We start from the raw sequence: 23,509 nt of genomic DNA, 5'->3' as shown, positions 1-23,509 counted from the left end.
GGGTCTATCGCACCGCGTCCATCAGGGTTTTCAGGAGGTCGTTCACCAGGGTCAGCAGCTTGGCCGAGGCAGTGTAGGACCGTTCGAGGTCGAGGGCCGCCGCCGTCTCGTCGTCGGCGTTGACGCCGGTGGCGTTGGAATAGGCGTCGGAGGCGCGGGCGAGCAGCGTCGCCTGGTAGGCCGATTCCGCCGTGGCGGCCTGCCGCTTGCCCGCGAGCCAGCCGATGGAGGCCGTGGCGAAATCCTGGAGGTTGCTCTGGGTCGCGAGGTCCGAGGCCGGGTCGAAGGCGCGGTCCGCCGTCAGGACGGAGGCGAGCGCCCGCAGGCGGTCGGGAAAGGCGGTGTCGCCCGATGCGGCCGGATTCGACCGGAAGATCGCGCCCGCGATCCCGCCGTCCCGCAGGAGGGTGACGTCGCCGCCCTGCTGCGGATCGACCGAGGCGCTCACCCGGATCCGGGCGGCGAGGCCCGTCTGGTCCCCGGTGGTTCCGTTCGGGACCGGCGCGCCCGCCCCGGCGGTGAACAGGCCCGCCGCGCGCACCGCCTGGCCGCCGGCGTCGGTGCCGGTTTCGGCGAAGGCGTCGATGAGTCCGTTGGCGATGCCGTCGAGCTGGGACTCGTAGCGGGTCGCGACCCCGTCGCGCAGTTCCGCGAGGCCCGCGATGCGGCCCGAATGTACCGGCATCGGCGAATTGGCGCCCGTCACCGCGACGCCGTCCACCATGACGGCGCCGCCCGTGGTACCGGCCGAGTAGGGGGCGGTGGGGCTGAAGGCGACCCGGCGGGCGCTGCGCTCGAACAGGGGCACGCCGCTGTCGGTGTAGATCGCGACGTCGTTGCCGGCGCGGATCACCGTGGAGATGCCGATCTCGCGCGAGAGGCCGGCGAGGATGCGGTCCCGGTCGTCGAGGGCATCGGTCACGTCGGTGCCGGCCGCGGTCCCGCTGGTCACGACGCGGTTGGCGGCCTCGAACTGGGCCAGGAGGTCGTTGATGGTCGCGACCGAATCCGCGAGGCCGGCATCCGCCTGGGCGCGGACGGTCTGGACGGCGGCCGCCCCGGTGTTGAGGCTCGTGGCGAGGTCGCGGGCGCGGTCGACCGCATCGCGGGCCAGGGCCGCGTCGTCCGGCTTGTTGGCCGCCGCCTTCAGCGCCGCGTTGAGCGCGCCGAGGCGCGCGGCGGCCGAGGTGCCGTCGCCGGTGTCGCCGATGGTGCCCTGGAGCGTGTCGAGGCCGTCGAGCACGGCCTCGCTCGCCGCCGCCGAGGCGGTTCCGGCGAGCTTGCGGTCGAACAGGGCGACGTCGGTGGCGCGCTGGATCGAGACCGCGCTGCCGCCGCCCGCCGCCACGAGGTTGGCGATCTTGCGGGTGTAGAACGGATCGCTCGCCCCGGCCGTGTTGCGGGCCGAGACCGCGATCTGCGTCGAGGTCGCGATGAGCGAGGAGCGAGCGGTGTTGAGGGCGAGGGAGAGGCCCATCGGCGAAGTCCTGGCAGGCGGGCGCGGGGGGCGCAGGCCGCCGCATCGGGGCGATGCGGCGGGACGGGTTCGGGGGCCGCGCCGGAGCGCGGCGCGGCTCAGCGCTTGAGGTTCATCAGGGTCTCGAGCAGCTCGTTGCCGGTCATGAACACCTTCGAGTTGGCGGTGTAGACGGTCTGCGACTCGATCATCGTGGTCAGCTCGGTGCTGACGTCGACGTTGGACTGCTCCAAGGCGCTGGCCTTCACGGTGCCGAGGCCGCCGAGGCCGGCGAAGCCGACCTGGAGGTCTCCGGAATCGAGCGTGGTCTGGAAGACGTTGCCGGCGCGCGGATTGAGGTTGTCCGGGCTCTTCACCTCGGCCAGCGGGATCTTGAAGACCCCGAGGCGGGTGCCGTCGGCGTAGGTCGCGTAGACGAGGCCGTCGGAGCCGAACTCGGTCCCGGTCACGGCCGAGGGCGCCTTGCCGTTGGCGGCGCCCTTCAGGTCGTAGGCCCCGGCGAGCTGCGTCATGCCGCTCATGTCGAGGGTGAAGGGTTCGCCCCCGGGGATCGTGAAGCTCGCGCTGGCGCCACCGCTCAGCTTGCCGTCCGTGTCGAACACGAGGGTCACCGGCGGCGCGGTCAGGGCGGTTCCGCCCGGGCCATAGACCGAGGCGGTCCAGGTGTTGGCCGAGACGGCGGGAACCGGCGGGACCGCGGTCGGGTCGCCCGGGCTCGCCGCGGACCGCCCGAGATAGATGTCGAGGGTGACGCTGTTGCCGAGCTTGTCGTAGGTGACGAGCGAACTCTTCTTCGAGAAGTTCGTCGGCGACAGGGTACCGCTCAGGGCGGCGCTGTCGGCGGACAGGTTGCCGGTCACCGCCGCCTTGGTGGAGGGCGTCGCCCGCAGGCCGAGGCTCGCCATGTTCACGGGGACGAGCCCGTCGGTGCTGTTGAGGGCGGGATTCGGGTCCTGGCCGTCGACGAGGCTGTAGCCCAGCAGGGCGAAGCCGCCGGCATTGACGAGGTTGCCCGTCGGCCCGTCCACGACGAAGTTGCCGGCCCGGGTCAGGTAGGGCGCCTTGTTCGCGTCCTGCACCACGAAGAAGCCGTTGCCCTGGATCGCAAGGTCGGTCTTCGACGACGTGAAGGTGATCGGGCCCTCGGCGCCGATGGACCGGCGAACCGTGGTCTCGACCGCGCCGGACGTGTAGTTCGCGGTGGAGCTGCCCTCGATGAGCAGCGAGGAGAACTCGGCGGCCGAGCGCTTGTAGCCGGTGGTGCTCGAGTTCTGGACGTTCTCGGCGACCGTGGAGATGCGGTTCGATTGCGCGTTCATGCCGGAGACGCCGGTGCGCAAAACGCTGATGAGACTCATGACGTCACCTCGGAAACGGAGATCGCGGCACGGCGCGAAGGGCTGGCGGGCACTAGAAGAAGGCAGGCTTGCGCGGGGCTGGGTGGCCTCGCGCCGCCGGAGCGAAACCGGGGGTCGTGGGAGACGGGCGCCATCCTCGCCTCAGCTCCGCAGGGACTGGGCGAGTTCGAGGAAGGCATCCTCGCTCGCCGCCATGCCGGGCTCCTGGCGCAGGGCCTCGTAGATCCGCGGCACGAGCAGGATGGCCTGGTCGAGCTCGGCGTCCTCGCCGGCGCGGTAGCCGCCCATCAGGCGCAGGTCGCGGGTCTCCTCGAACCGCGCCATCATGGCCCGGAGGCGCCGGACCAGCTCGCGTTGCTCGGGCGTCCAGACCTCGGCGGCCAGGCGCGAGATCGAGCCGAGGAGGTGCACGGCGGGGTAGCGGCCCTGCTCGGCGATGGCGCGGTCGAGGACCACGTGCCCGTCGAGGGTGCCGCGAATGGAGTCCGCCACGGGGTCGTTGTGGTCGTCCCCGTCCACCAGCACCGAGAACACGCCCGTGATGGTGCCGGCGCCGTCGAGGCCGGGGCCGGCCCGCTCGAGGAGGCGGGGCAGGTCCGAGAACACGCTCGGCGGATAGCCCCGGGCCACCGCCGGCTCGCCGGCCGCCAGGGCGACGTCGCGGGCCGCATGGGCGTAGCGCGTCACCGAATCGACGATGAGCAGGACGGATTCGCCGGCATCGCGGAACGATTCCGCGATGGCCAGCGCCATCTTCGGTGCCTGGCGGCGCATCATCGGGCTCTCGTCCCCGGTGGAGACGACGATGACGGCGCGGGCCCGGTTGGGCGCCATCGCGCCTTCCAGGAACTCGCGCACCTCGCGGCCGCGCTCGCCGACCAGGGCGACCACGACGCTGTCGAAGCCGGTGGCCCCGGCCAGCATCGCCAGCAGGGTCGACTTGCCGACGCCGGAGCCGGCGAAGATGCCGATGCGCTGGCCGAGGCAGAGGGGCGTGAACAGGTCGAGGGCGCGCACCCCCGTGCGCAGGGGCTTGGTCACCCGCGCCCGCTCCATGGCGGGGGGCGGGGTGGCCTCCAGCGGGACGGCCCGGGCGCCGGGGACGAGGTCGCCGAGGCCGTCGATGGGACGCCCGAGGGCATCGATCACCCGGCCCTTCCAGCTCGGGTCCGGCCGCAGGGTCGGGTCGCCGAGGCGATAGGCCAGGGTGCCGATCCCGGCCTCGATCCGGGCATCGAAGGGCTTCACGGTCACGCCGGCCGCATCCACCCGCACGACCTCGCCGACCTGCTCGCGGCCGTTGGCCAGGAAGCCCATGCGGTCGCCGAGGGTCATGAACGGCGCGACGCCCGCGACCCGGGCGGCGCTGGCCGTGACCTCCTGGATCGGTCCCCCGACGCGCACCAGGGGCAGGACCTCGCGGCCCGTCGCCAGGGCCGCGCCGAGACGGTCGAGGACATCGCGCATCGGCTCAGCCCTGCGGGCTCAGGGAGCGGATCGCCCCGGAGAAGGTGTTCTCGGTCTCCGAGGTGAGCGTCGCCGCACTCTCGAAGGCGCGCTGGATGGTGATGAGCTTCGTCATCTCCAGGACCGGATTGACGTTGGCGCCCTCGACGTAGCCCTGAACCATGCCCGTGCGGGTAAAGTCCTGCACGGGGATCGCCGGCAGGCTGGTGCTGACGCCGTTCGGCTCGGCCCGGGTGAGCGTGCTCTTCGGATCCAGGGTGAAGAGCCCGATGGCCCCGACCTGGTTGATGCCCTGCGAGACGCTGCCGTCGCGCCCGATGGTGGGCGGACCGGCCTGCGGATCGAGTAGGATCGGCGCGCCGCCGGGATCGAGCATCGGCTGCCCGGTGAGGCTGCGCAGCTGCCCCAGCGCATCCATCGTCATGCGGCCGTCGCGGGTATAGACGGGGCCATTGGCGCCCCGCACCGCGAACCAGGCCTCGCCCTGGACCGCGACGTCGAGGGGGCTGTCCGTCTTGATCGTCGGACCGGCGCGCCGGGAGATGTAGGTGTCGCCCGCGGAGGCGAAAGCGACGGCGCCCTTCGTCGCCTGCGCGAGGAGCGCGGTGAACTTGGTGTCCTCGGCGCGGTAGCCGCTGGTGGACAGGTTCGCGACGTTATTGGCGACCGCGTTCAGCCGCTTGTCCATCGCGATCTGGGCCGACAGCGAGACGTAGAGGGCGTTCTGCATGGCGGCTCAGCTCCCGGTGCGGATGCGCTGGAGGCTGAGGAGCAGGCTCGCGTCGAGGCCCGGCGTGGTGGAATCGGCGAACAGGGTGAGGATGGGCGCCGAGGCGGCGTTGTTCTTGGCATCCCAGATCGCGGTGAAGCGCTGCACGAAACGCCGCAGCTTGTCCGGGTCCTGGAAGTCCGCGAAATCCACGCGCTTCTCGATGATCGCCGCTTGGTTGGCGATCCCCTCCGCGGAGGAGCCGTCGGGCAGGCCGAGGACGGTCTTGATCACCTGCGACAGGGCGGGATCGCCCAGCACGCCGTAGCCGGAGGAGACGGTCGGAGCCACGCGGGCGAAGTACAGGGCGAGGCGCACGCCGGTGTCGTCGCTGCCCGCGTCGGATTCCACGCTCTGGCGCAGGTAGGCGGCGGTGGTGTCGGTGGTGGCCGCGGCCAGGGTCGTGGTGGCCGCGCCGTTGGTGTTGAAGTCGAAGGCCTTGGCGAAGGCGACGTAGCGGTCGTCGGCGAGGCGGTTGGCGAAGGCGGTGGAGTCGGCCACGCCCTCGGTCAGGACCTTGCGCATGAAGGCCTTGGCGTAGGTCATGTCCTCGAGGCCGTAGGCCTTCATCGCGTAGGCGTAGAGGCGGCGGTCGGCGAGGAACTCGTCGATCGACGTCACGCTGCCGATCTTCGCCTTGTAGTAGGCGGTCTCGCGGGCGACGTCGGGCTGCGCGGCCTTGCGCGCCAGGGTCGCGTCGAGGTCGCGCGTCAGCAGGGCGTAGCTCGTGAAGGTGCTCGTCATGGCAGGGCGCGATCGGTCGTGCGGCGCGGCGGCATCGCCGGATCCGGGAAGGACGGGTGGGACGGTCGGGTGCGAAGGGCCGCGGCGCCGGGAGCCGGCGCGGGACCGCTCCGGTCTAGGCCGAATGGCTTGCGGCAGGCTGGTGCCGACACCGGGCGGCGCGCGGTCGTCACAGCGGGGTCGGCCCGATGATCGTCTCCGAGGTGATCACGACCCAGCCGGACCCGGTGGCGCGGATGGAGAGGATGCGGCCGGCGCCCGGCAGGACGGCGCCCGGCACCACCTGGCGCAGACCCTCGGGGCCCTCCACCAGGGCGGCCCCCTCGGTGACCCGGCGCAGGACGTAGCTGCGCGCCTTCGGAGCGGTCTCGCTCCGCTCCGCCTCGGAGGACGGCGCCACGGGATCGGGCAGCGCGCCCGTGGTGGTCGGGTCGAGGTCGAGGGCGGCCTCGCGCGTCGGCGCGGCGGGCCGCTTCCAGGCGAAGCCGCCGCCGACCGCCGGCAGGAACGGCTGGACCGAGTAGGTGTTCGAGGCGCCCGTGATCGAATAGGCCGCGAAGCTGCCCGAGACCACGGCGAGGCCGAGGCAGATCCCGACGGCCGCGCGCTCCACGGCGGCCGCCCGGGACCGGCGCAGGAGCTCGGCCCCGGCGGACGGTCGCGTGTAGCCCGGACGGGGCGAGAGCGGGTTTGCGGCGCGACGGGGGAAGGTCGTGGTCATGGCCATCGCAGAGAGAAGCCGGCGGACGAGCCGAAACTCTCCCCTGTTATAGTTACCAAGACCTTAAGATCCGGTCCGGATCGACAGGGCGGAAACCCGCTGTTAAGCCTGCCCGCGGGTCACGGACGGATCGGCGGGGCGATGGCGGATTGGCGAGAGGCGGTATCCCGGGGGGACCGGCCCGCGCGCACGCCCTCGCCGAAGCGCTTCCGCGTGATGCAGCAGGGCCGCATCGTCCTCGGCCCCGAGCACCTGCTGCCCTGCATCGTCCGGGACCTCTCGCCCAGGGGCGCCAGCCTGCGCCTGCCCCGGCCGACCGCCCTGCCCGAGCGCTTCGACCTCGTCATCGCCGGTCACGAACTGCGCACCGTCGCGGTCCAGCTGCGCTGGCAGCGCGCCGACTTCGCCGGCGTCACCTTCCTGCCTCGGGACTGACGCGCGGCCGCGCGGCGCGGCACCCCGATGGGATGCGGCGCATCCGGGCACAGGCCCGGACCGTCGGCCTTAAGCTCCTGCTAAGCCGGACCGGGCATAGTCGCTCCATCGGCAAGCGACTGTCCCCGATCGGGACGGAAGCCCCTCGATGCGAACGCGGTGGATAGGTTTCGTGGACCTATAGACATGATGTCGTCCCACCGGTCCGGTGAAAATCCGGGATGTATGAAGCAATACTGGATCTCTACGCAAAGAGGCCTTTAGCCCGCGCGGCGTATTGCTCGGCCACACACACGAATTCCTTGCAATTCCTGTCAACCGGACATCCTCGCAATGACCAGCCTGCTGACCAACAACGCCGCCATGACGGCGCTGACGACCCTCAAGAGCATCAACGCCCAGCTCGACAGCACCAGCAATCGCGTCTCGACCGGCCAGCGCGTCTCCAGCGCCGCGGACAACGCCGCCTACTGGTCGATCGCCACCACGGTCCGGACCGACAACCTGGCGCTCGGCGCTGTGAAGGACTCCCTCGGCCTCGGTTCGGCTGCGGTCGATACGGCCTATAACGGCCTGACCAGCGTCCTGACCAACCTCCAGAACATCCGCACCAAACTTCAGACGGCCCTTCAGCCCGGTGTCGACCGCAACAAGGTCCAGACCGAAATCGCATCGCTCCAGAGCAACATGAAGTCGACGGCCGACTCCTCGACCCAGAGTGGCCAGAACTGGCTCTCGGTGGACTCCTCGGCGACCGGCTACAACTCCGGTACGCAGAAGGTGGTCGCCGGCTTCTCCCGCGACGCCACCGGCCATATCAGCTTCTCGACGGTCGACATCGACGTCAAGAGCATCCAGCTTTATGACAAAGCCCTGACCGGCTCGGCCGCGACGACGGCCAAGGTCACCGCCAGCAGCGCCGTCACCGGTACCCTCGACTTCAGCGGCACCAACCAGAGCACGCTGTCCGTCACCCTCGCCACCGGCGGCGCCCAGACGATCACCCTGACGGCCGCAAGCCTGACCGCGCACGTCGCCGACCTCACGAAGGTCACGAAGGACGAGCTCGTCACGGCGATCAACAACTCGATCGCCTCGAACACGACGCTCAAGGGCAACGTGACCGCCTCCCTCGACTCGGCCGGCCGTATCCAGTTCGAGACCCCAGCGGGCGCGAACTCCGTCTCCGTGAACATCGCCTCCGCGACCAACGCCGTGAACATCGGCTTCGGTATCGTCCCCGCCACGGTCTACAGCGGCGCGGGCACGGCGGCCGGCACCGGCAGCGGCGGCGGCATCCTGGACAAGGGTGGCACAGCCTCGGTGGCCCAGCTCTCCATCAGCAGCTCGACCACCGATGCCACGCTCCAGGGCTACATCGACACCGTCGACAAGGCCATTGCCGCCGTCACCACGGCAGGCACCAAGCTCGGCGCGAACAAGACCCAGGTCGACGGCCAGAAGACCTTCATCGACACCCTGATGAAGTCCAACGACCGCGCCATCGGCACCCTCGTCGATGCCGACATCGAGGAGGAGTCCACGAAGCTCAAGGCCCTGCAGACCCAGCAGCAGCTCGGCGTGCAGGCCCTCAGCATCGCCAATTCGTCCAGCCAGAACGTCCTCTCCCTCTTCCGGTAAGGCCGGACCCGCGTCGTCGGGCTGACGGCCCGGCGACGCGATCCGCTCCGATCACGCAAGCGAAAACCCCCACGCTCCGGCCGGAGCGTGGGGGTTTTCGTGGGTCGGCGACGGTCTGGATCAGCCGACGAAGGTGTAGCCGGCCAGGCGCTTGGCCTCGATCGGGTCGTAGCCGAGGCGCAGGCGCAGCTTCTTGCGCAGCTTGCTGATGTGGCCCTCGACCACGCTCTCCTCCACGTCGGTGCCGTGATCGGCATAGACCGCGTTGAAGATCTGCGTCCGGCTGAGCTGGCGGCCGCGCTGACCGGCGAAGAACTCGAGGATGTGCCGCTCGCGGCGCGGCAGGATCAGGCTGGCGCCGTCGATCTCCGGGTCTCGCCCGTCGGAGAAGACCTTGAGACGGCCGCTGCGGTCCTGGGCGGCGGGCGCCTGGACCTCGCCGCGGATGCCGCGGCGGCGGATCGCCTCGGCCCGGGCCAGGATCTCGCGGACATGAACGGGGCGGCGCACGACGTCGTCGATGCCGGCGGTGAAGAGGTCGAGGGTCTGCTCCAGGGAGCGGGTCTCGTTGAGGGCGATGATCGGCGCCTGGGACAGGCTGCGGATCGCGGCGGTCCGGCTGGCGCGATCGGCGCATTCGCCGAGCACGATCCCCTGCAGGGCGTCGGCCGGGTTCCCGGCGAGCCAGGTCAGGAAGTCGTCGGCGCGACTGCCGCGCGCCGGAACAGCCTGTGCCTTGAAACCCGCCACGTACTCGGCGGCAACCGCCTGCCGCTCATCGACAACGATATACATTTCAGCGCCCCGCCGAAAACGAACTGTTGTGCAAGCCGACTTGACGATCACCTTGAAAGCGGAGCGACTTCGTTGTTCGCCCTTGGCATCCAGGTTTTACTTGATGATGACTTCGCAGCGACATCTCTTTGGGGGATGTAGTCGCTGCCGTCCGTCGCTTTGCGTTGGAAATGTTTCTTTAAGGAAATGGTTAATTTTGAATTAAGCGGTCCGTCGTCCTGTGATCCCGGGCCGTTTTTCGGCCCGCCCGGAGGCCGGCGACCTCCTCGTCCGAGTCCGGTGTGGCAGATCGATCACGGTTTCGGCATCGGCTCGGTACGACCGGCATCGCGCGAATCGCACGGGGTGGCCGACGCCTCGGCGCGTCGATCCCCAGGCAAACCAGGGATTTCGTCGGGGACCGGGCCGCCGGGCCGATGCCTAGCCCCGGGCGGTCCGCGTCGCGGCGGGGGCCAGGGTCTCGCCCAGGAGTTCGATCTGGGCGACGAGGCGGGTCAGCCCGTCGCTGCGGGGAACCGAGGGCATCGGCGGCGGCGCGCCCTCGCCGCCGAGGCTCGTCAGGGTCGCGGTGATCCAGCCGCTCCAGGCCGCGAGGGCCTCGGGCTCCGCGGTGTCGACGGCGTAGCGCAGGGCCGTGAGCCGCGCCGAGATCCGCCGCAGGGTGGCGTCCGCCACCATGGCGGCTTCCACCTGCGGGTGGCGCCCGGCCCGGGGCTGCTGCAGGGCGCGGGCGAGCGCGGCCTCGAGGTCGTTCAGCGCGAGGCCGGCGCCCCGGGCCGCCTGGGCGCGGACGCCGGTGACCTCCGCCTCGGGTCCGGCGCAGAGCACCGCGCGGGCGAAGGCGGCGTGGGCGCGGATCGCCTTGCGCAGCTCGAGACGCACCTGGTCGGGCTCCCAGATCGGCCAGAGCACGAGGGCGCTCGCCACCGCGATGAGGCCGCCCAGCAGCGTGAGGAGCGCGCGCATGCCCGCCACCTCCCAGGAGCCGTGGCCGGGTTCCACCACCTCGACGAGGAGGACGACGAGGGGCGTCAGGCAGGCGATGAACACGCCGTAGCTGACCTGGCGGGCGGCGAAGCCGACGATGCTCAGGGGGAAGACCAGGGCCGCCAGGGCCAGGGGCGAGGTCGCGAAGCCGGCGAGGATGGCGCCGATCAGGCCGCCGAGCACGGTGCCGCCGATCCGCTCCAGCGCCCGCTGCCAGGTGGCGGCGTAGAAGGGCTGCATCGTCAGCACCACCGTCATGGTGAGCCAGTGGGCGAACGGCCCCGCCCAGACCAGCGTCGCCCACAGCGCGGGTGCCGCCACCACGGTGGCGCGCACGGCGTGGCGCAGGTTGGCCGACGCGAAGGTGAAGTTCGTGCTGAGCGGGCCGAGCAGCCGGGTCCCGAGGGGCAGGCTCGCCCGCCCGAGCAGGGCGCCTCCGGGCCGGTAGCCGTCCGGCGTCGAGAGCTTGGCGCCGATCCGGACGCGGTCGAGGATACGGGTGGCGAGGTCGTGCAGGCCTCGGTCGTGGGCGAGGCGCCGGCTGCTGCGGTCGATCGCCCGCTCGAGGCGGGCGAGGTCGATCGCGCTGTCGTCGCGGATCGCCCGGGCGATGACGCCCAGCAGCGGTCGGAGGCGGCGCAGGAAGCGGCGCGCCATCCGGCGGCGGCGCGGGTCCGGCTCGCCCTCGATGAGGTCCGAGAGGGCGATGAGGGCGGCGAAGATCTGCTCGGCCGCCTCCAGGCGGATCAGGGCCTGGGCGGTGCGGTCCGAGATGCGTTCGCGGCTGCGGGCGAGGTCGACGATCACCGTGCGGGCCTGTTCGATCGCCTCGCGCACGCCCCGGCGGTGGGCGCGGGCATGCCGGTCGAAGGCCTGGAGATCGAAGGTCTGACGATCGAAGATCTGGCGGGCCCCGCCGCCGGCGCTCCTCGTCTCGGGCTTCTCCGGCCAGGCCAGGGAGGCGAGGTCCTCGAGGTCGTCGCACAGGCGGGTCAGGCGGCGCCAGACCTCGGCCACCGCGCGATGCGTCGGGCGATAGGGGTGAAGGCGCCACAGCAGCAGCGCCAGCAGGGTCGCCCACAGCCCCCCGGCGGTGAAGACCAGCCCGGCCACGAGGGCCTGGTCGGGCGTGAGCGGGCGGTCGAGGGCAAAGCACAGGACGAGGACCAGGACGTTGCCGGCGGCCTGCGCCTGTACCCCCCAGACCCGCGCATAGGTGCAGCCGAAGATGACGATGCCGGCCAGCGGCACCACCGGCACCGGCCCGAGCGGCTGCATCAGGCCGAACAGCCCCCAGATCACCCCACCGAGCAGCGAGAAGACCGTGAGCACCAGGAGGCGCGAGCGCATCGGCCCGCCCGCATCGGCGAAGCACGCGAGGTTCGCGGCGAGCGCCACGGTGAGGAGCGGCGGCCAGGGAAACCATTCGTGCAGCAGGATGACCAGGCCGAAGGCCAGGGCCGCCCGCACCCCGTCGACGAGGCTGAGACCGCGCGGATCGAGGCCGATCGGCAGGCGCGTGAGGTCCAGCCCCGGATTGGTGAGCGTCCCGCGACCGCGCAGGAAGGCGGCCGCGGCTATCCGCCGGCGCGGGCCGGCCTCCGGGACGGAGCCGGGAACAGCAGCGGACTCGGCGCGACCGGCGGCCTTGGGCGTTGCAGAGTTGGCGGGGGACGGTGACATCGCGGGCGCGGCGGACTCCCGGAGGACGCAGGGCCTCCGTACGCCCGCGATCTAGGGCGCTTCGGCGCGCCGTGGAACCGCCGGGGTCGGCACGGGAGCCCTGCGTTCCGCGGGAGCCTTCCGGCCCGCGAACGCTTCGGCCCCGCCCTCCGTCAGATCGCGCTTCCCTTCTCGATCACCCGCGTGTCGACGACGTCGGCGGGCTCGTAGAGCCAGCGTGCCATCGCACCCGCCGCCATCGCGCCGACGATCGGCGCCAGCCAGAACAGCCAGAGCTGCCCGACATGGTCGCCGCCCGCGATCAGGGCCGGGCCGGTGCTGCGCGCCGGGTTGACCGAGGTGTTGGTCACCGGGATCGAGACGAGGTGGATCAGCACCAGGGCGAACCCGATCGGGATGCCGGCAAAGCCCGTCGCGGCGCCCTTCGAGGTGGTCCCGACGATGATGACGAGGAAGAAGAACGTCGTCAGGACCTCGGTGACGAGGCAGGCGGCGAGGCTGTACCTGCCCGGGCTGAGCTCCCCGTAGCCGTTCGCCGCGAAGCCGTTCGGCACCCAGCCGGGTTTGCCCGACGCGATGGAATAGAGAACGCCCGCGGCCAGGAGAGCGCCCGCCACCTGCGCGACGATGTAGGGCAGGACGTGCCGGTTGGCGCAGCGCTGTGCCGACCACAGCCCGAGGGTCACGGCCGGGTTGAAATGACCGCCGGAGATGTGCCCGACCGCGTAGGCCATCGTGAGCACGGTGAGGCCGAAGGCCAGGGCGACCCCCAGGAAGCCGATCCCCAGTTCCGGGAAGGCCGCCGACAGGATTGCGGCGCCGCAGCCGCCGAAGGTCAGCCAGAAGGTGCCGAAGAACTCGGCGGTCGCCCGCCGCATCGTATCGTGATCCATGACGATGCCTCCCGCTCGTGCGTCCGCGAGGCGCTCATCCCAGGGCGGGTTCGCCGCCACCGCTCGGCACGACGCGAGATCGAAATTTGCGCGCGGGACTCAGACCCGCGCAATATTCGAGCATGCCACGACTGTCAGTCGCCAGCAACAATGAGGACCGATCAAATTTACAGACAGCGCAGAAATGCCGAAGACTGCCATTCCGGGGACCGGAATGCTCGGCGCCCGGCCGGGAACTGGTCGAATCGAGATGAAGGGAAGAATGGCCCGTGAGCCTGGGGCAGGCCGCCGCGCGGCGCAGACCCGACGCGCCGGCGCGCGCAGGACCCGGCCGGGTCGCGCGCGTGCCGCCGCCATGGGTCCGGCGGGTCGTTCGAGTCGGGGATCGCGGATCGCGGCTTAGAACTTGCCGCCGAGACCGACGCTGCCGCTCTGGCCCATCTGGGGTGCGAGGCCGCCGGAGCTCGAGCGGGACGCCGTCTCGCCCTCGATGTCCTCGCGACGGATGCGACGCTCCTCGTTCGCCGCCGCGCGGGTCTGGCCGCCACCGGCGGTCGGCACGTTGAGCCGGCGCGTCGGAGCCGTCTGGAGCGGGGCGGCATCGGGATCGGCCGCGGCGGAACGGCCGCGCTGGGGCGCCGGCACCGAGCCGCGCATCGACGGGGGCGGCCCGATCTCCGTCTCGGGCATCACGCCGCCACCGCCGCCGAGCGCTTGGCACCCGGCGAGCGCGGCGGCAACGAGCGCGACGGCGCAGGCTCTGGACGGAAGGGACATCGGCTCTGGTCCTCGGAAAAACACCGGCGACCGCAACGGGACGCCCACTCAACCTATCCGCCTCTGTACGACGGGGTTTTGTCGAAAACCAGACACGCTCCGGTGCGCGAGGGGGATTGCGGCCACGCTTGGCCCGGTGCCAGAGTGCCGCGCCAGGAACCGCGACCGGCGCCGACCCGGTCCATTTCTTGCGCGACCGTCGTGCGCGACGTGGCGACGTCCTGCTTTCGCCGGGGCCGGGTCTCCCCGGCATCGGCGATCGGAGGCGGTCGCCGCCCGCGCGTCCAGTCCTCTCGTCCATCCACAACTTCGCCTTGGTCCACGCGCAATGAGGCCGGACCCGCCCTTCAGGCGGAACCCGCCGCCCAAGCTGCCATTGTGTCAGGCCGGCGAGACGCACCACTCGGGGAACGCGCGTGTTCAGAACTGTCCGGATGATCGCCGCCGCGACGATCACCCTGTTGGCCGCTTCCGCGGCCGCCGAGACCCCGGCCGCGCCGGGCAAGGACGCCGCGCCGGGCCCCGGCGAGGTGACGACGGGCTCGCCCGCGCCGACGCCGCCCGCGGCGCCGGTCCCGGCTCAGCCGGCGCCGGTCAACGCACCGGCCCAGCCGACCGCACCGGCCGCCCCCGGCACGCCGCCCGTCGCCGGCACGCCGTCTCCCGCCCCGGGCGCTCCCGCGACGGGCACGCCCGCCACCGTGCTCGACACCCAGGATTACGAGGGCGTCCTCGGCAAGGCGGTGCGCAGCTCGACCGGCGAGGACATGGGCCGGATCATCGACATCATCCTCGACAAGGACGGGCGTCCGCGCGCCGCGATCATCGATTTCGGCGGCTTCCTCGGCGTCGGCTCCCGCAAGATCGCGGTGGACTGGCGCGCCATGCGATTCACCAACGACGGCAAGGCCAGCCGGCCCGTGCTCCAGCTCAGCCGCAACCAGGTCCGCGTCTCGCCCGAGTACAAGCCCGGCGACCCCATCGTGGTGCTCGGCCCCGCGAGCCCGGCCGCGCCCGCCGAGGGCGAGCAGGCGGCCGCCCCGGTCCAGGGGCCGGTCGCGCCCCCTGCGGCGGTCGCTCCTTCGCCCGCGGCCCTTCCGCCGGCTGCCGCGCCCGTGCCGGCCCCCACGGCCGCGCCGGCTCCCGAGAAGGCGCCGGACAAGCCGGCCGAGAAGTCGCCGGATCGATGACGGTTCCGCTCCCGAAAGATCGCCGGGCCCTCAAGCCGCGGGAGGTGGCGCGTCCGGAGTTCCGGCCGCGTCCGGTCCCGCGCCGCGATGCCCTCACGGACGACGTCCCGCCGGCGACGGCAGCGGAGAACCCGGCCGACATGAAGGTGATCTCGCGCCGGAGCACGCGCGGCCTCGACGGGTTCGCGTTCTTCGTGGCGAATCTGCAGACCGGCTTCGGTCCCTTCCTGGCGGTGTACTTCACCCAGGCGAAGTGGACGCAGTCCGACATCGGCTTCGCCCTCACCGTGGGCAGCCTCGTCAGCCTGCTCGGCCAGGTGCCCGGCGGCGCCTTCGTGGACGCGGTGCGCTCGCGCCGCTTCGCCGCCGGCTTCTCGGTCGTGGCCATCGCGCTGAGCGCCTTCGCCCTCGCCATGTGGCCGAACTTCCTCGTCGTGCTGCTGGCCATGGCCGCGCACTCGGCGGCGAGCTGCATCCTCACCCCCGCCATCGCGGCGATCAGCATCGGCCTCGTCGGCCATGCCCGGGCGGGTGAGCGCCTGGGCCGCAATGCCAGCTTCTCGGCCCTCGGCAACGCGGTGGCCGCCGCCGGGATGGGGGCCTGCGGCTACTATCTCTCGAACGACGCGGTGTTCTACCTCACCGCCGCCCTGATGGTGCCGACCCTGATCGCGCTGTCGCGGATCCGGTCCGAGGAGATCGACGCCCCGGCCCAGGCCAAGCCCACCGGAGACACCGATGCGCCGCAGAGCGGGGCCGGCCTGCGCGCCCTCCTCTCCAACCGCGCGCTCCTGTGCTTTGCCGCCTGCATGACCCTGTTCTTCCTCGCCAACGCGGCGATGCTGCCGCTGGTGGGCAGCATGCTGACCCTGCGGGCCAGCGAGACCGCGACCGCCCTGATCGCCGCCTGCATCGTCGTGCCTCAGGTCGTGCTGGCGGTGTCGGCGCCCACCGTCGGGCGCCTGGCCGAGCGTTGGGGCCGGCGCCCGCTGCTGCTCCTCGGCTTCGCCGCCCTGCCGATCCGCGGCCTGCTCTTCGCCTACGTCGACAGCCCCGAACTCCTGGTGGCGGTGCAGGTCTTCGACGGCATCTCGGCGGCGGTGTTCGGCGTGATGGTGCCGCTCGTGGTCTCGGACGCCACCCGCAGGACGGGGCACTTCAACCTCGCCCTGGGTGCCGTGGGCACCGCCATGGGCATCGGTGCCGCCCTGTCGACCTCGCTCGCCGGCGTGATGGCGGACCGGCTCGGCAGCCACACCGCCTTCCTCGGCCTCGCGATCGTGGGCTTCGCCGCCTTCGCCCTCGTTGTGCTCATCATGCCGGAGACGCGCCGCGCTCCCGCGGCGTGACGCGAAGAACCGAAACTCGGGCGGCACCGAATTCGCTTGCCGCTCAAGCGATGTTCAGGTTTGCACGCTAAAACGCGCAAACCTCTGCCAGACACTGCAACGCTTGCGTCCGCTTCGCGTTGCGAGTCCGGGGGGCTCAAGATCGTGTGTGGGGCACGCGCGGGAAACCAGGGTCCGCGAGGATGCCTTAACAGAAGCCGGTCCACCCCCATTCCGGGCGGACCCTCGAAACCGGGACGGTCACCGCGATGGAAGACCTCTGCGTTTATGCCGATAGGCCGTTCGCCTTCGTGGGACGCTATCTGCGCCGACGCGCCCTGCCGCACATCGTCATCCTGTGCGCCGTCCTCGGCGCCGTGGGCTTCTCCGTCAGCACGGACTACGCGCTGAAGGGCGTCGTCGACGCGCTCAGCAAGGGTCCGCAGGCGGGCCTGATCTGGGGCGCGCTCGCCCTCCTCATCGCCTTCATCGCAGCCGACAACATGCTCTGGCGCGTGGCGAGCCTCGTCGGCTCGTTCACCTTCGTGGGCGTGACCGGCGACATCCGGCGCGACCTGTTCCGGCACATGACCGGGCACTCGCCGACCTTCTTCGCCGACCGTCAGCCCGGCACCCTGGCCTCGCGCATCACCGCGACCTCGAACGCGATCTTCACGGTCGAGAACATGTTCGTGTTCAACGTGATGCCCCCCTGCGTCGCCGCCTTCGGCTCGATCCTCTACATCGGCACCGTCAACCTCACGATGGCCCTGGTGCTCGCCGGCATCTTCGCGGCCGTCGTGCTCTTGATGTTCAAGATGGCGGCCGCCGGAAAACCCCTGCACCACGACTTCGCCGCCAAGGCCGCCTCCGTCGACGGCGAGATGGTCGACCTCGTCGGCAACATGCCGCTGGTGCGCGCCTTCTCGGCCTTCAAGCGCGAATACACCCGCTTCGACGGGACGATCGGCCAGGAGATGCGCTCGCGCCGCTCCTCCCTGCTCTACCTCGAGAAGCTGCGCATCGTGCACGCCATCCTCACGGTGCTGGCGGTGCTCGGCCTGCTCTACTGGGCGATCACCATGTGGGAGGCCGGCCAGGCCACGAACGGCCAGGTCGTGCTCGTCTGCACCCTCGGCATCCGCATCCTGGCCGCGACCCGCGACCTCGCCGTCGCCCTGGTGGACGCGACCCAGCACACCGCCCGGCTCGCGGAGGCGCTCCACACCCTGCTGCAGCCGCACGACCTCATCGACCACCCGGAGGCGGAGCCGCTCACCGGCACCGGCGCCGAGATCACCTTCGACCACGTCGCCTTCGCCTACCCGGACGGCCGGAGCGTCTTCACAGACTTCGACCTTGTCCTCCAGCCGGGCCAGCGGGTCGGCCTCGTGGGCAAGTCGGGCGGCGGCAAGTCGACCCTGTTCTCCCTGCTGCAGCGCTTCTACGACGCGCAGGGCGGACGCATCCTGATCAACGGCCAGGACATCCAGCGCGTCACCCAGGAATCCCTGCGCGAGGCCATCACGGTGGTGCCGCAGGACGTCTCGATGTTCCACCGCACCCTGCGGGAGAACATCCGCTACGGCCGGCCCGACGCCTCGGACGAGGATGTCTGGAAGGCCGCCGCGGCGGCCCATTGCACGGACTTCATCGAGGCCCTGCCCGAGGGCTTCGACACCATCGTGGGCGACCGCGGCGTGAAGCTCTCGGGCGGCCAGCGGCAGCGCATCGCGATCGCGCGTGCCATCCTGAAGGATTCGCCGATCCTGCTCCTCGACGAGGCCACCTCGGCCCTCGACGCCGAGTCCGAGGAAGCGATCCGCCACGCCCTCGCCAACCTGATGAAGGGCCGGACCGTCATCGCGATCGCGCACCGCCTCTCGACCCTGAGGGACTTCGACCGGATCGTGGTGCTGGAAGGCGGCCGGATCATCCAGGACGGTTCGCCCGACAAGCTGACCCATCTCGACGGCTTCTATCGCGAGCTGATGAAGAAGGAATCGATGTCGATGGCGCTGGCCGCCGCCTGAGGCCCGGAGCGCAGCGCACCCGCGCCGCGTGTAGCCTCGTCCGACGGATCTCGGGCCGGCCCAGGATCTCTCGCGTTCGCGGGGACGCGTCGCAGGTGGGGCCGGTCCGGGTGCCCCTCACCCTCTCTCCAGGAATCCGTGCGTCCGGGTCCGGGCTCGCCGACGGCGCCCCGGAGCGGCGGTCGGGCGTCGGACGGGAGCGCCGCGCGGGAGAGCGGAGCGCGGCCGTCCGACGACAGCTCAGTTGTGCGACTGGATGAAGTTGCGCACCAGCGGGTAGGTCTGGCTCTCCCACTTGCGGCCCGAGAACACCCCGTAATGGCCGACGCCGGCCTGGAGGTGGTGGCTCTTCATGTGATGCGGCAGGCTGGTGCAGAGGTCGTGCGCCGCCATGGTCTGGCCCACGGCGCAGATGTCGTCGCGCTCACCCTCGACGGTCATCAGCGCGGTCTTGCGGATGGCCGCCATGTCGATCGGGTTGCCGCGATAGGTCAGCTCGTTCTTGGCCAGGGTGTAGTCCTGGAACACCGTCTTGACGGTCTCGATGTAGAACTCCGCGGCAAGATCGAGGACGGCGAAATACTCGTCGTAGAACCCTTCGATCTGGCGCGCCTTCTCGGTCTCGCCGTTGGCGAGGTGCCAGAACAGGTCGGCGTGACCCTGGATGTGGCGCTTGGCGTTCATCGAGACGAAGGCCGAGACCTGCATGAAGCCGGGATAGACCCGCCGCCCGGCGCCCTTGTGCCGGTCCGGCACGGTGGTGATCAGGTTCTTCTCGAACCACGCGATCGGCTTCGAGGTGGCCAGGTGGTTCACCGAGGTCGGCGAGATCCGGCAATCCACCGGGCCGGCCATCAGGGTCATGCTGCGCGGCTGCGCCGGGTCCCTCGAATGGGCCATGACGGAAGCGGCGGCCAGCGCCTGCACGGCCGGCTGGCACACGGCGACCAGATGCGCGCCCTCCCCGATCGCGCGGAGGAACTGCACGAGGTGGTCGACATAGTCGTCGAATCCGAACGCGCCGGCGCTCAGCGGCACGTCCCGGGCGTTGTGCCAGTCGGTGATGTAGACGTCGTGGTCGGGCAGCAGGGTGCGCACCGTGCCGCGCAGGAGCGTGGCGAAGTGGCCCGAGAGCGGCGCCACCACGAGGACGCGCGGCTGCTCGGTGTCGATGTCCTTCTTGAAGCGCAACAGGGTCCCGAACGGGGTCGCGAACGCCGCCTCCTCGGTCACCGGCACCTCGCGGTTGCCGACCGTCACGCTGTCGATGCCGTAGGCCGGGCGCGAGAAGGTCAGTCCGGCGCGCATCATCATGCGCGCACCGGCCGACCACCAGTTCAGGGGCTCCCGGTAGCCGGCGGCCGTCCAGGGCGAGACGGCGTCGTGGACGAGGCGCCCCCAGGCGCGCGTCTGGTCGGCGAGGTCCGATTGGGCATCGAAGGCACGATAGAGCATGCGGCCCGAACTCCTACGCGAACGGTCAAATCGCGGAACGTCCGCGGCGAGCGGGCGAGACGGCTGCGCCGCCGACGATGGAAAACTAGGCTGCGGCAGGCGAGGCCCGGACGCAACGGCCTTATCGTGTGATATCCCGGGGCTGTTGTGCTGATGCATCATGTGGGAAATGTCGCGCGTGGCATCGGAATAACAGGTGAGCATCGTGTCGCCGCAGGTCGTGACTGTGAAAGGTCAACCTCCGTGCTGGGAAAAAGCTCCCGTGTCGGCCGAGCGGCAGCTGGGGCGAGTGGAAACATCCTGCATCTTGGCTTGCCCCGGCGGCACGAGTCTTGGATCACGTGTTGGCGAGGAAATACCAGGGAGGTCCACGATGCCTGCGGCAACGCTGACGATTTCGAGCCGGAATTATTCGTCGTGGTCGCTGCGGGGCTGGCTGGTCTGCCGCATGGCCGGGCTCGACTTCGAGACGGAACTCCTCTCGGGAAACGACGCCTCCACCCGGGCGGAACTGCTGCACCTGTCGCCCTCGTTCCTCGTTCCCCGGCTCGTCCATGGCGAGATCATCGTCTGGGACACCCTCGCCATCGCTCAGTACCTCAACGAGATCCGGCCGGACGCCGGGTTCCTGCCGCAAAACGCCGTGGCCCGGGCTCATTGCCGCTCGATCTCGGGGGAGATGCATGGCGGCTTCATCAACCTGCGCTCGGCCCTGCCGATGAACCTCAAGGCGCGCCACAGCAACTTCAAGATCTTCAACGGCGCGCGGGGCGACATCGACCGGGTCGTCACCATCGTCGACGAGTGCCTGGGGCGCTACGACGGCCCGTTCCTGTTCGGCGAGACCCCGAGCCTCGCCGACGCGATGTTCGCTCCCGTCTGCACGCGCTTCCGCACCTACGATGTCAGCCTGCCGCGGCGGGCCGAGGCCTATCGCGACACCATCCTGGCCTGGCCGCTGATGGAGGAATGGGCGGCCGAGGCGGCACGGGAGCCCGAGGAGATCGAGGAACTCGACATGGAGTTCTGAGGCTTCGCGTTCCTCGAAACCCATGCCGCATGGCCGCGTGCGCGGCGGCACGTCGTCCGCGTAGGGCGCTGCCCATTTCACTCTCATCGCAGTCGAGACGCAGGGATAGACAGTCCCGGTCTCACATTGGAGTGATCGTCTTTCGATGAAACATCGTCTTTCCGCCCTCGTTGCCGCGACTGTTCTTGCCGTTGCGGCCCCGGCGACCGGAAGCTTCGCGCGCGACCGCGTCGTGCCGGCCTATGGCGATGTGCCGGCCTCGGTCTACGACGACATCACGACGGGCTCGATCCGCTCCTACGACGTCCCGGTTCCGGGTCGCTGCGCGGGCAATTCGGCGAGCCAGGGCAACGCCAACCAGCAGAACTTCCCGGTCCAGCAATACGGCCAGACCTCGGGCGGTCCGCGCTGCTGACGCCCTGACGGGGTGAGGTGAGCCGGCGCGACGCGTCGGCATCGGAGTAAGGCCCGGCCCGCGAGGTCCGGGCCTTTTTCGCGTCGTCGCCCCCTACTCGGCGGCGGCGCGGTGGCCCGTGTCGCTCGCAACGGGCGGCGGGTTCGCCGGGGCCGCGACGGCCCGCGGCAGCTCGATCCGCGCGGTCAGGCCGCGCGGCGTCCGGTTGCGCAGGGTGAAGCGGCCCTCGTGCGAATCCACGATGGCGTGGACGATCGAGAGCCCGAGGCCGAAGCCGCTGGCGGTGTCGAGGTTGCGCGCCCGGTCGCCGCGCACGAAGGGCTGGAGCATCGCGTCCCGCTCCGCCTCGGGGATGCCGGGACCGTCGTCGCTCACCTCCACGGCGACGCCGCGCTCGGTCTGGGTCACCGTGAGCCGCGCCGCGCCGCCGTACTTCACCGCATTGTCGACGAGGTTCACGATCGCGCGCTGCAGCTCGTCCGGCCGGGCCTGGACCAGGATGTGGCGGGTCTCGGCGACCCCGACATCGGCGCCGATATCGGCGAACTCGTCCGCGACGGTCTGCACCACGGAGGCGAGATCGACCAGGGTCCTGGCACCGCCCTCCGGGCCGTGGCCGTCGCGCACGAAGGACAGGGCCGCCTCCACGAGGCCGTTCATCTGGTCGAGGTCGCGCAGGGTCATGGTCCGTGCGTGCTCGTCCTCGATGAACTCGGCCCGCAGGCGCAGGCGGGTGATCGGCGTGCGCAGGTCGTGGCTGATCGCGGCGAGCATCTGGGTGCGGTCGTCGACGAGGCGGCGCACGCGGGCGCGCATCCGGTCGAGGGCCCGGGACAGGGTGACGACCTCCCGCGGACCGTTCTCGGGCAGGTCCACCAGGTTCATGCGGGTGCCGAAGGCGTCCGCCGCCTCGGCGAGGCGCGCCAGGGGCGCGGTGAGCGCCCGGGTAGCCCAGAGGCAGATCAGCGAGACGGCCACTCCCAGGAACACGAAGGTGAAGATGATGGCGCCCTGGCGCATCGGCGGGCGGTCGTCGTCGGGCACCACGGCAGAGAGCCGCGCGCCGTCCGGGGTCGCGATGCCGACGCGCACGCCCGCGGGCGCATCCGCCGGCCGCCTGGCCCCCCACAGGTCGGTGATGGCGAGGGGGCGGCCGAAGCCGTCGCGCAGGCGCTGGACCACGAAATGGTCGCCGATCCGGTCGTCGCCCGCCGGCTCGGGCGCGGCGGTCCCGGCATCGGTCTCCTCCCAGGGCTCGATCCGCAGGGTCGGCAGCATCCGGGCGGCGTTGGCGAGGAGCGCCGGACGGTCGGCCGGGCTGGCGCCGTCGAGGAGGCGGGCCACCGTCGCGAGGCGGTTGGCGGCGACGCCGGGATGATCGTCGGGTCGCCACGGCTCGCGCAGGGTGAAGAAGGCCAGCGTCGCCATGGCGTGCGCCAGCACCACGGCGGCGACGATGAGCAGGGCGATCTGCCCGGCGACGCTCGACGGCAGCAGGGCGCGCAGGCGGCTCCAGCGGGTCCTCATGTGCGGGTGACCTCGGGCGTGAACAGGTAGCCGCCGGAGCGGATGGTGCGGATGATCTCGGGGCTGCGCGGGTCCTGCTCGATCTTCTGGCGGATGCGGCTGATCAGGACGTCGATGCTGCGCTCGAACGGGCCGGCCGCGCGCCCCTGCGTCAGGTCGAGGAGCTGGTCGCGGGAGAGCACCCGGCCGGGACGCAGGCAGAGGGCGTGCAGCAGGTCGAACTCCGCCCCCGTGATGGCGATGCGCGCATCCTCCGGGCTCAGGAGCTGGCGCAGGGAGACGTCGAGGGTCCAGCCGAGGAAATGCAGGCGGCGCACACCCTCCTCCGCCTCGGTCTCCGTGCCGGAGCCCCGCCGCAGGATGGCGCGGATGCGCGCCAGGAGTTCGCGCGGATTGAAGGGCTTGCCGAGATAGTCGTCGGCGCCGATCTCGAGCCCGATGATCCGGTCGATCTCCTCGGCCTTGGCGGTGAGCATCAGGATCGGGATGCGGGACGTGGCGCGCAGGCGCCGGCACAGGCTGAGGCCGTCCTCGCCCGGGAGCATCAGGTCGAGCACGACGAGGTCGACCCGCGCATCGGCCAGCACCTTGTCCATGGCCGCGCCGTCCCCGGCGAGGCTGACCCGGCACTCGTTGGCGCGCAGGTAACGGGCGACGAGGGCGCTGATCTCGCGGTCGTCCTCCACGAGGAGAATGTGCGGATGGGTCGTGGTCGTCTGCGTCATGGTCCCGAGCATCGCGGCTCCCTCCGCATCCGGGACGGCGGCCCGGACCCTGTGCGGAT

The 23,509-nt window shown here is 71.2% G+C and carries 20 protein-coding genes; 7 read left to right on the top strand and 13 right to left on the bottom strand.

The features are described 5' to 3' along the window. Positions 1 to 4: 4 nt before the first annotated feature. From flgK to ASF49_RS21000, 6 genes are all read right to left on the bottom strand, one after another. Positions 5 to 1,477 carry a flagellar hook-associated protein FlgK gene (gene flgK, locus ASF49_RS21025; protein ID WP_056477692.1) on the bottom strand — a complete coding sequence of 491 codons (1,473 nt, stop codon included), beginning with the start codon at positions 1,475 to 1,477 and terminating at the stop codon, positions 5 to 7. A gap of 98 nt (positions 1,478 to 1,575) precedes the next feature. Next, positions 1,576 to 2,835 carry a flagellar hook protein FlgE gene (locus ASF49_RS21020; protein ID WP_056477689.1) on the bottom strand — a complete coding sequence of 420 codons (1,260 nt, stop codon included), beginning with the start codon at positions 2,833 to 2,835 and terminating at the stop codon, positions 1,576 to 1,578. A gap of 141 nt (positions 2,836 to 2,976) precedes the next feature. Then, entirely contained in the window at positions 2,977 to 4,302 is a 1,326-nt protein-coding gene (gene fliI, locus ASF49_RS21015; protein ID WP_056477687.1) for a flagellar protein export ATPase FliI, read from the bottom strand. Between the two features lie 4 nt (positions 4,303 to 4,306). Beyond that, positions 4,307 to 5,032 (bottom strand): flagellar basal-body rod protein FlgF, encoded by a 726-nt coding sequence (gene flgF / locus ASF49_RS21010; protein ID WP_056477686.1) that lies wholly within the window; start codon positions 5,030 to 5,032, stop codon positions 4,307 to 4,309. A 6-nt stretch (positions 5,033 to 5,038) separates the two neighbouring features. Then, entirely contained in the window at positions 5,039 to 5,815 is a 777-nt protein-coding gene (locus ASF49_RS21005; RefSeq protein WP_056477683.1) for a DUF1217 domain-containing protein, read from the bottom strand. A 169-nt stretch (positions 5,816 to 5,984) separates the two neighbouring features. Next, positions 5,985 to 6,536 carry a hypothetical protein gene (locus tag ASF49_RS21000; protein WP_243214828.1) on the bottom strand — a complete coding sequence of 184 codons (552 nt, stop codon included), beginning with the start codon at positions 6,534 to 6,536 and terminating at the stop codon, positions 5,985 to 5,987. A gap of 141 nt (positions 6,537 to 6,677) precedes the next feature. Here ASF49_RS21000 and ASF49_RS20995 point away from each other — a divergent pair, with 141 nt between their 5' ends. Next, the gene (locus tag ASF49_RS20995; RefSeq protein WP_056477679.1) at positions 6,678 to 6,971 is read left to right on the top strand and encodes a PilZ domain-containing protein; all 294 of its coding nucleotides are present in this window, start codon (positions 6,678 to 6,680) and stop codon (positions 6,969 to 6,971) included. 333 nt (positions 6,972 to 7,304) lie between these two features. Continuing rightward, on the top strand, positions 7,305 to 8,612 hold the full coding sequence (locus ASF49_RS20990; RefSeq protein ID WP_056477677.1) for a flagellin N-terminal helical domain-containing protein: 1,308 nt from the start codon (positions 7,305 to 7,307) through the stop codon (positions 8,610 to 8,612). Positions 8,613 to 8,732: 120 nt separating this feature from the next. On the opposite strand, the gene ASF49_RS20985 is transcribed toward ASF49_RS20990, so the two are convergent. From ASF49_RS20985 to ASF49_RS20970, 4 genes are all read right to left on the bottom strand, one after another. Then, complete coding sequence (locus tag ASF49_RS20985) at positions 8,733 to 9,407, bottom strand: response regulator transcription factor (RefSeq protein ID WP_056477675.1); 675 nt, start codon at positions 9,405 to 9,407, stop codon at positions 8,733 to 8,735. A 420-nt stretch (positions 9,408 to 9,827) separates the two neighbouring features. Next, the gene (locus tag ASF49_RS20980) at positions 9,828 to 12,077 is read right to left on the bottom strand and encodes an FUSC family protein (RefSeq protein WP_082511453.1); all 2,250 of its coding nucleotides are present in this window, start codon (positions 12,075 to 12,077) and stop codon (positions 9,828 to 9,830) included. 152 nt (positions 12,078 to 12,229) lie between these two features. Then, the gene (aqpZ, locus tag ASF49_RS20975; protein WP_056477671.1) at positions 12,230 to 12,970 is read right to left on the bottom strand and encodes an aquaporin Z; all 741 of its coding nucleotides are present in this window, start codon (positions 12,968 to 12,970) and stop codon (positions 12,230 to 12,232) included. 399 nt (positions 12,971 to 13,369) lie between these two features. Continuing rightward, the gene (locus ASF49_RS20970; protein WP_056477669.1) at positions 13,370 to 13,747 is read right to left on the bottom strand and encodes a hypothetical protein; all 378 of its coding nucleotides are present in this window, start codon (positions 13,745 to 13,747) and stop codon (positions 13,370 to 13,372) included. A gap of 416 nt (positions 13,748 to 14,163) precedes the next feature. Here ASF49_RS20970 and ASF49_RS20965 point away from each other — a divergent pair, with 416 nt between their 5' ends. From ASF49_RS20965 to ASF49_RS20955, 3 genes are all read left to right on the top strand, one after another. After that, positions 14,164 to 14,937 (top strand): PRC-barrel domain-containing protein, encoded by a 774-nt coding sequence (locus tag ASF49_RS20965; protein WP_431739910.1) that lies wholly within the window; start codon positions 14,164 to 14,166, stop codon positions 14,935 to 14,937. Next, positions 14,934 to 16,286 carry an MFS transporter gene (locus ASF49_RS20960; protein WP_056477666.1) on the top strand — a complete coding sequence of 451 codons (1,353 nt, stop codon included), beginning with the start codon at positions 14,934 to 14,936 and terminating at the stop codon, positions 16,284 to 16,286. Before ASF49_RS20965 ends, ASF49_RS20960 begins: the two co-directional genes overlap by 4 nt. A gap of 248 nt (positions 16,287 to 16,534) precedes the next feature. Continuing rightward, complete coding sequence (locus ASF49_RS20955) at positions 16,535 to 18,298, top strand: ABC transporter ATP-binding protein (RefSeq protein ID WP_056477664.1); 1,764 nt, start codon at positions 16,535 to 16,537, stop codon at positions 18,296 to 18,298. A gap of 240 nt (positions 18,299 to 18,538) precedes the next feature. On the opposite strand, the gene ASF49_RS20950 is transcribed toward ASF49_RS20955, so the two are convergent. Further along, the gene (locus tag ASF49_RS20950; protein ID WP_056477661.1) at positions 18,539 to 19,753 is read right to left on the bottom strand and encodes a polyhydroxyalkanoate depolymerase; all 1,215 of its coding nucleotides are present in this window, start codon (positions 19,751 to 19,753) and stop codon (positions 18,539 to 18,541) included. Positions 19,754 to 20,126: 373 nt separating this feature from the next. Between ASF49_RS20950 and ASF49_RS20945 the strand changes: the two genes are divergently transcribed. Both ASF49_RS20945 and ASF49_RS20940 read left to right on the top strand, forming a co-directional pair. After that, positions 20,127 to 20,783 carry a glutathione S-transferase family protein gene (locus ASF49_RS20945; protein WP_056477659.1) on the top strand — a complete coding sequence of 219 codons (657 nt, stop codon included), beginning with the start codon at positions 20,127 to 20,129 and terminating at the stop codon, positions 20,781 to 20,783. Positions 20,784 to 20,928: 145 nt separating this feature from the next. After that, positions 20,929 to 21,198 carry a hypothetical protein gene (locus ASF49_RS20940; protein WP_056477657.1) on the top strand — a complete coding sequence of 90 codons (270 nt, stop codon included), beginning with the start codon at positions 20,929 to 20,931 and terminating at the stop codon, positions 21,196 to 21,198. Between the two features lie 93 nt (positions 21,199 to 21,291). Here ASF49_RS20940 and ASF49_RS20935 read toward each other — a convergent pair whose 3' ends face one another. Both ASF49_RS20935 and ASF49_RS20930 read right to left on the bottom strand, forming a co-directional pair. Next, complete coding sequence (locus ASF49_RS20935; RefSeq protein ID WP_056477655.1) at positions 21,292 to 22,725, bottom strand: ATP-binding protein; 1,434 nt, start codon at positions 22,723 to 22,725, stop codon at positions 21,292 to 21,294. Then, positions 22,722 to 23,450 carry a response regulator gene (locus tag ASF49_RS20930; RefSeq protein WP_056477943.1) on the bottom strand — a complete coding sequence of 243 codons (729 nt, stop codon included), beginning with the start codon at positions 23,448 to 23,450 and terminating at the stop codon, positions 22,722 to 22,724. Before ASF49_RS20930 ends, ASF49_RS20935 begins: the two co-directional genes overlap by 4 nt. Positions 23,451 to 23,509: the final 59 nt, after the last annotated feature.

The sequence above is a fragment of the Methylobacterium sp. Leaf104 genome (assembly GCF_001422885.1).
GTDB lineage: Bacteria > Pseudomonadota > Alphaproteobacteria > Rhizobiales > Beijerinckiaceae > Methylobacterium.
Note: the sequence above shows the minus strand (reverse complement) of the source record. Positions and strands in the feature narration are given on the sequence as shown.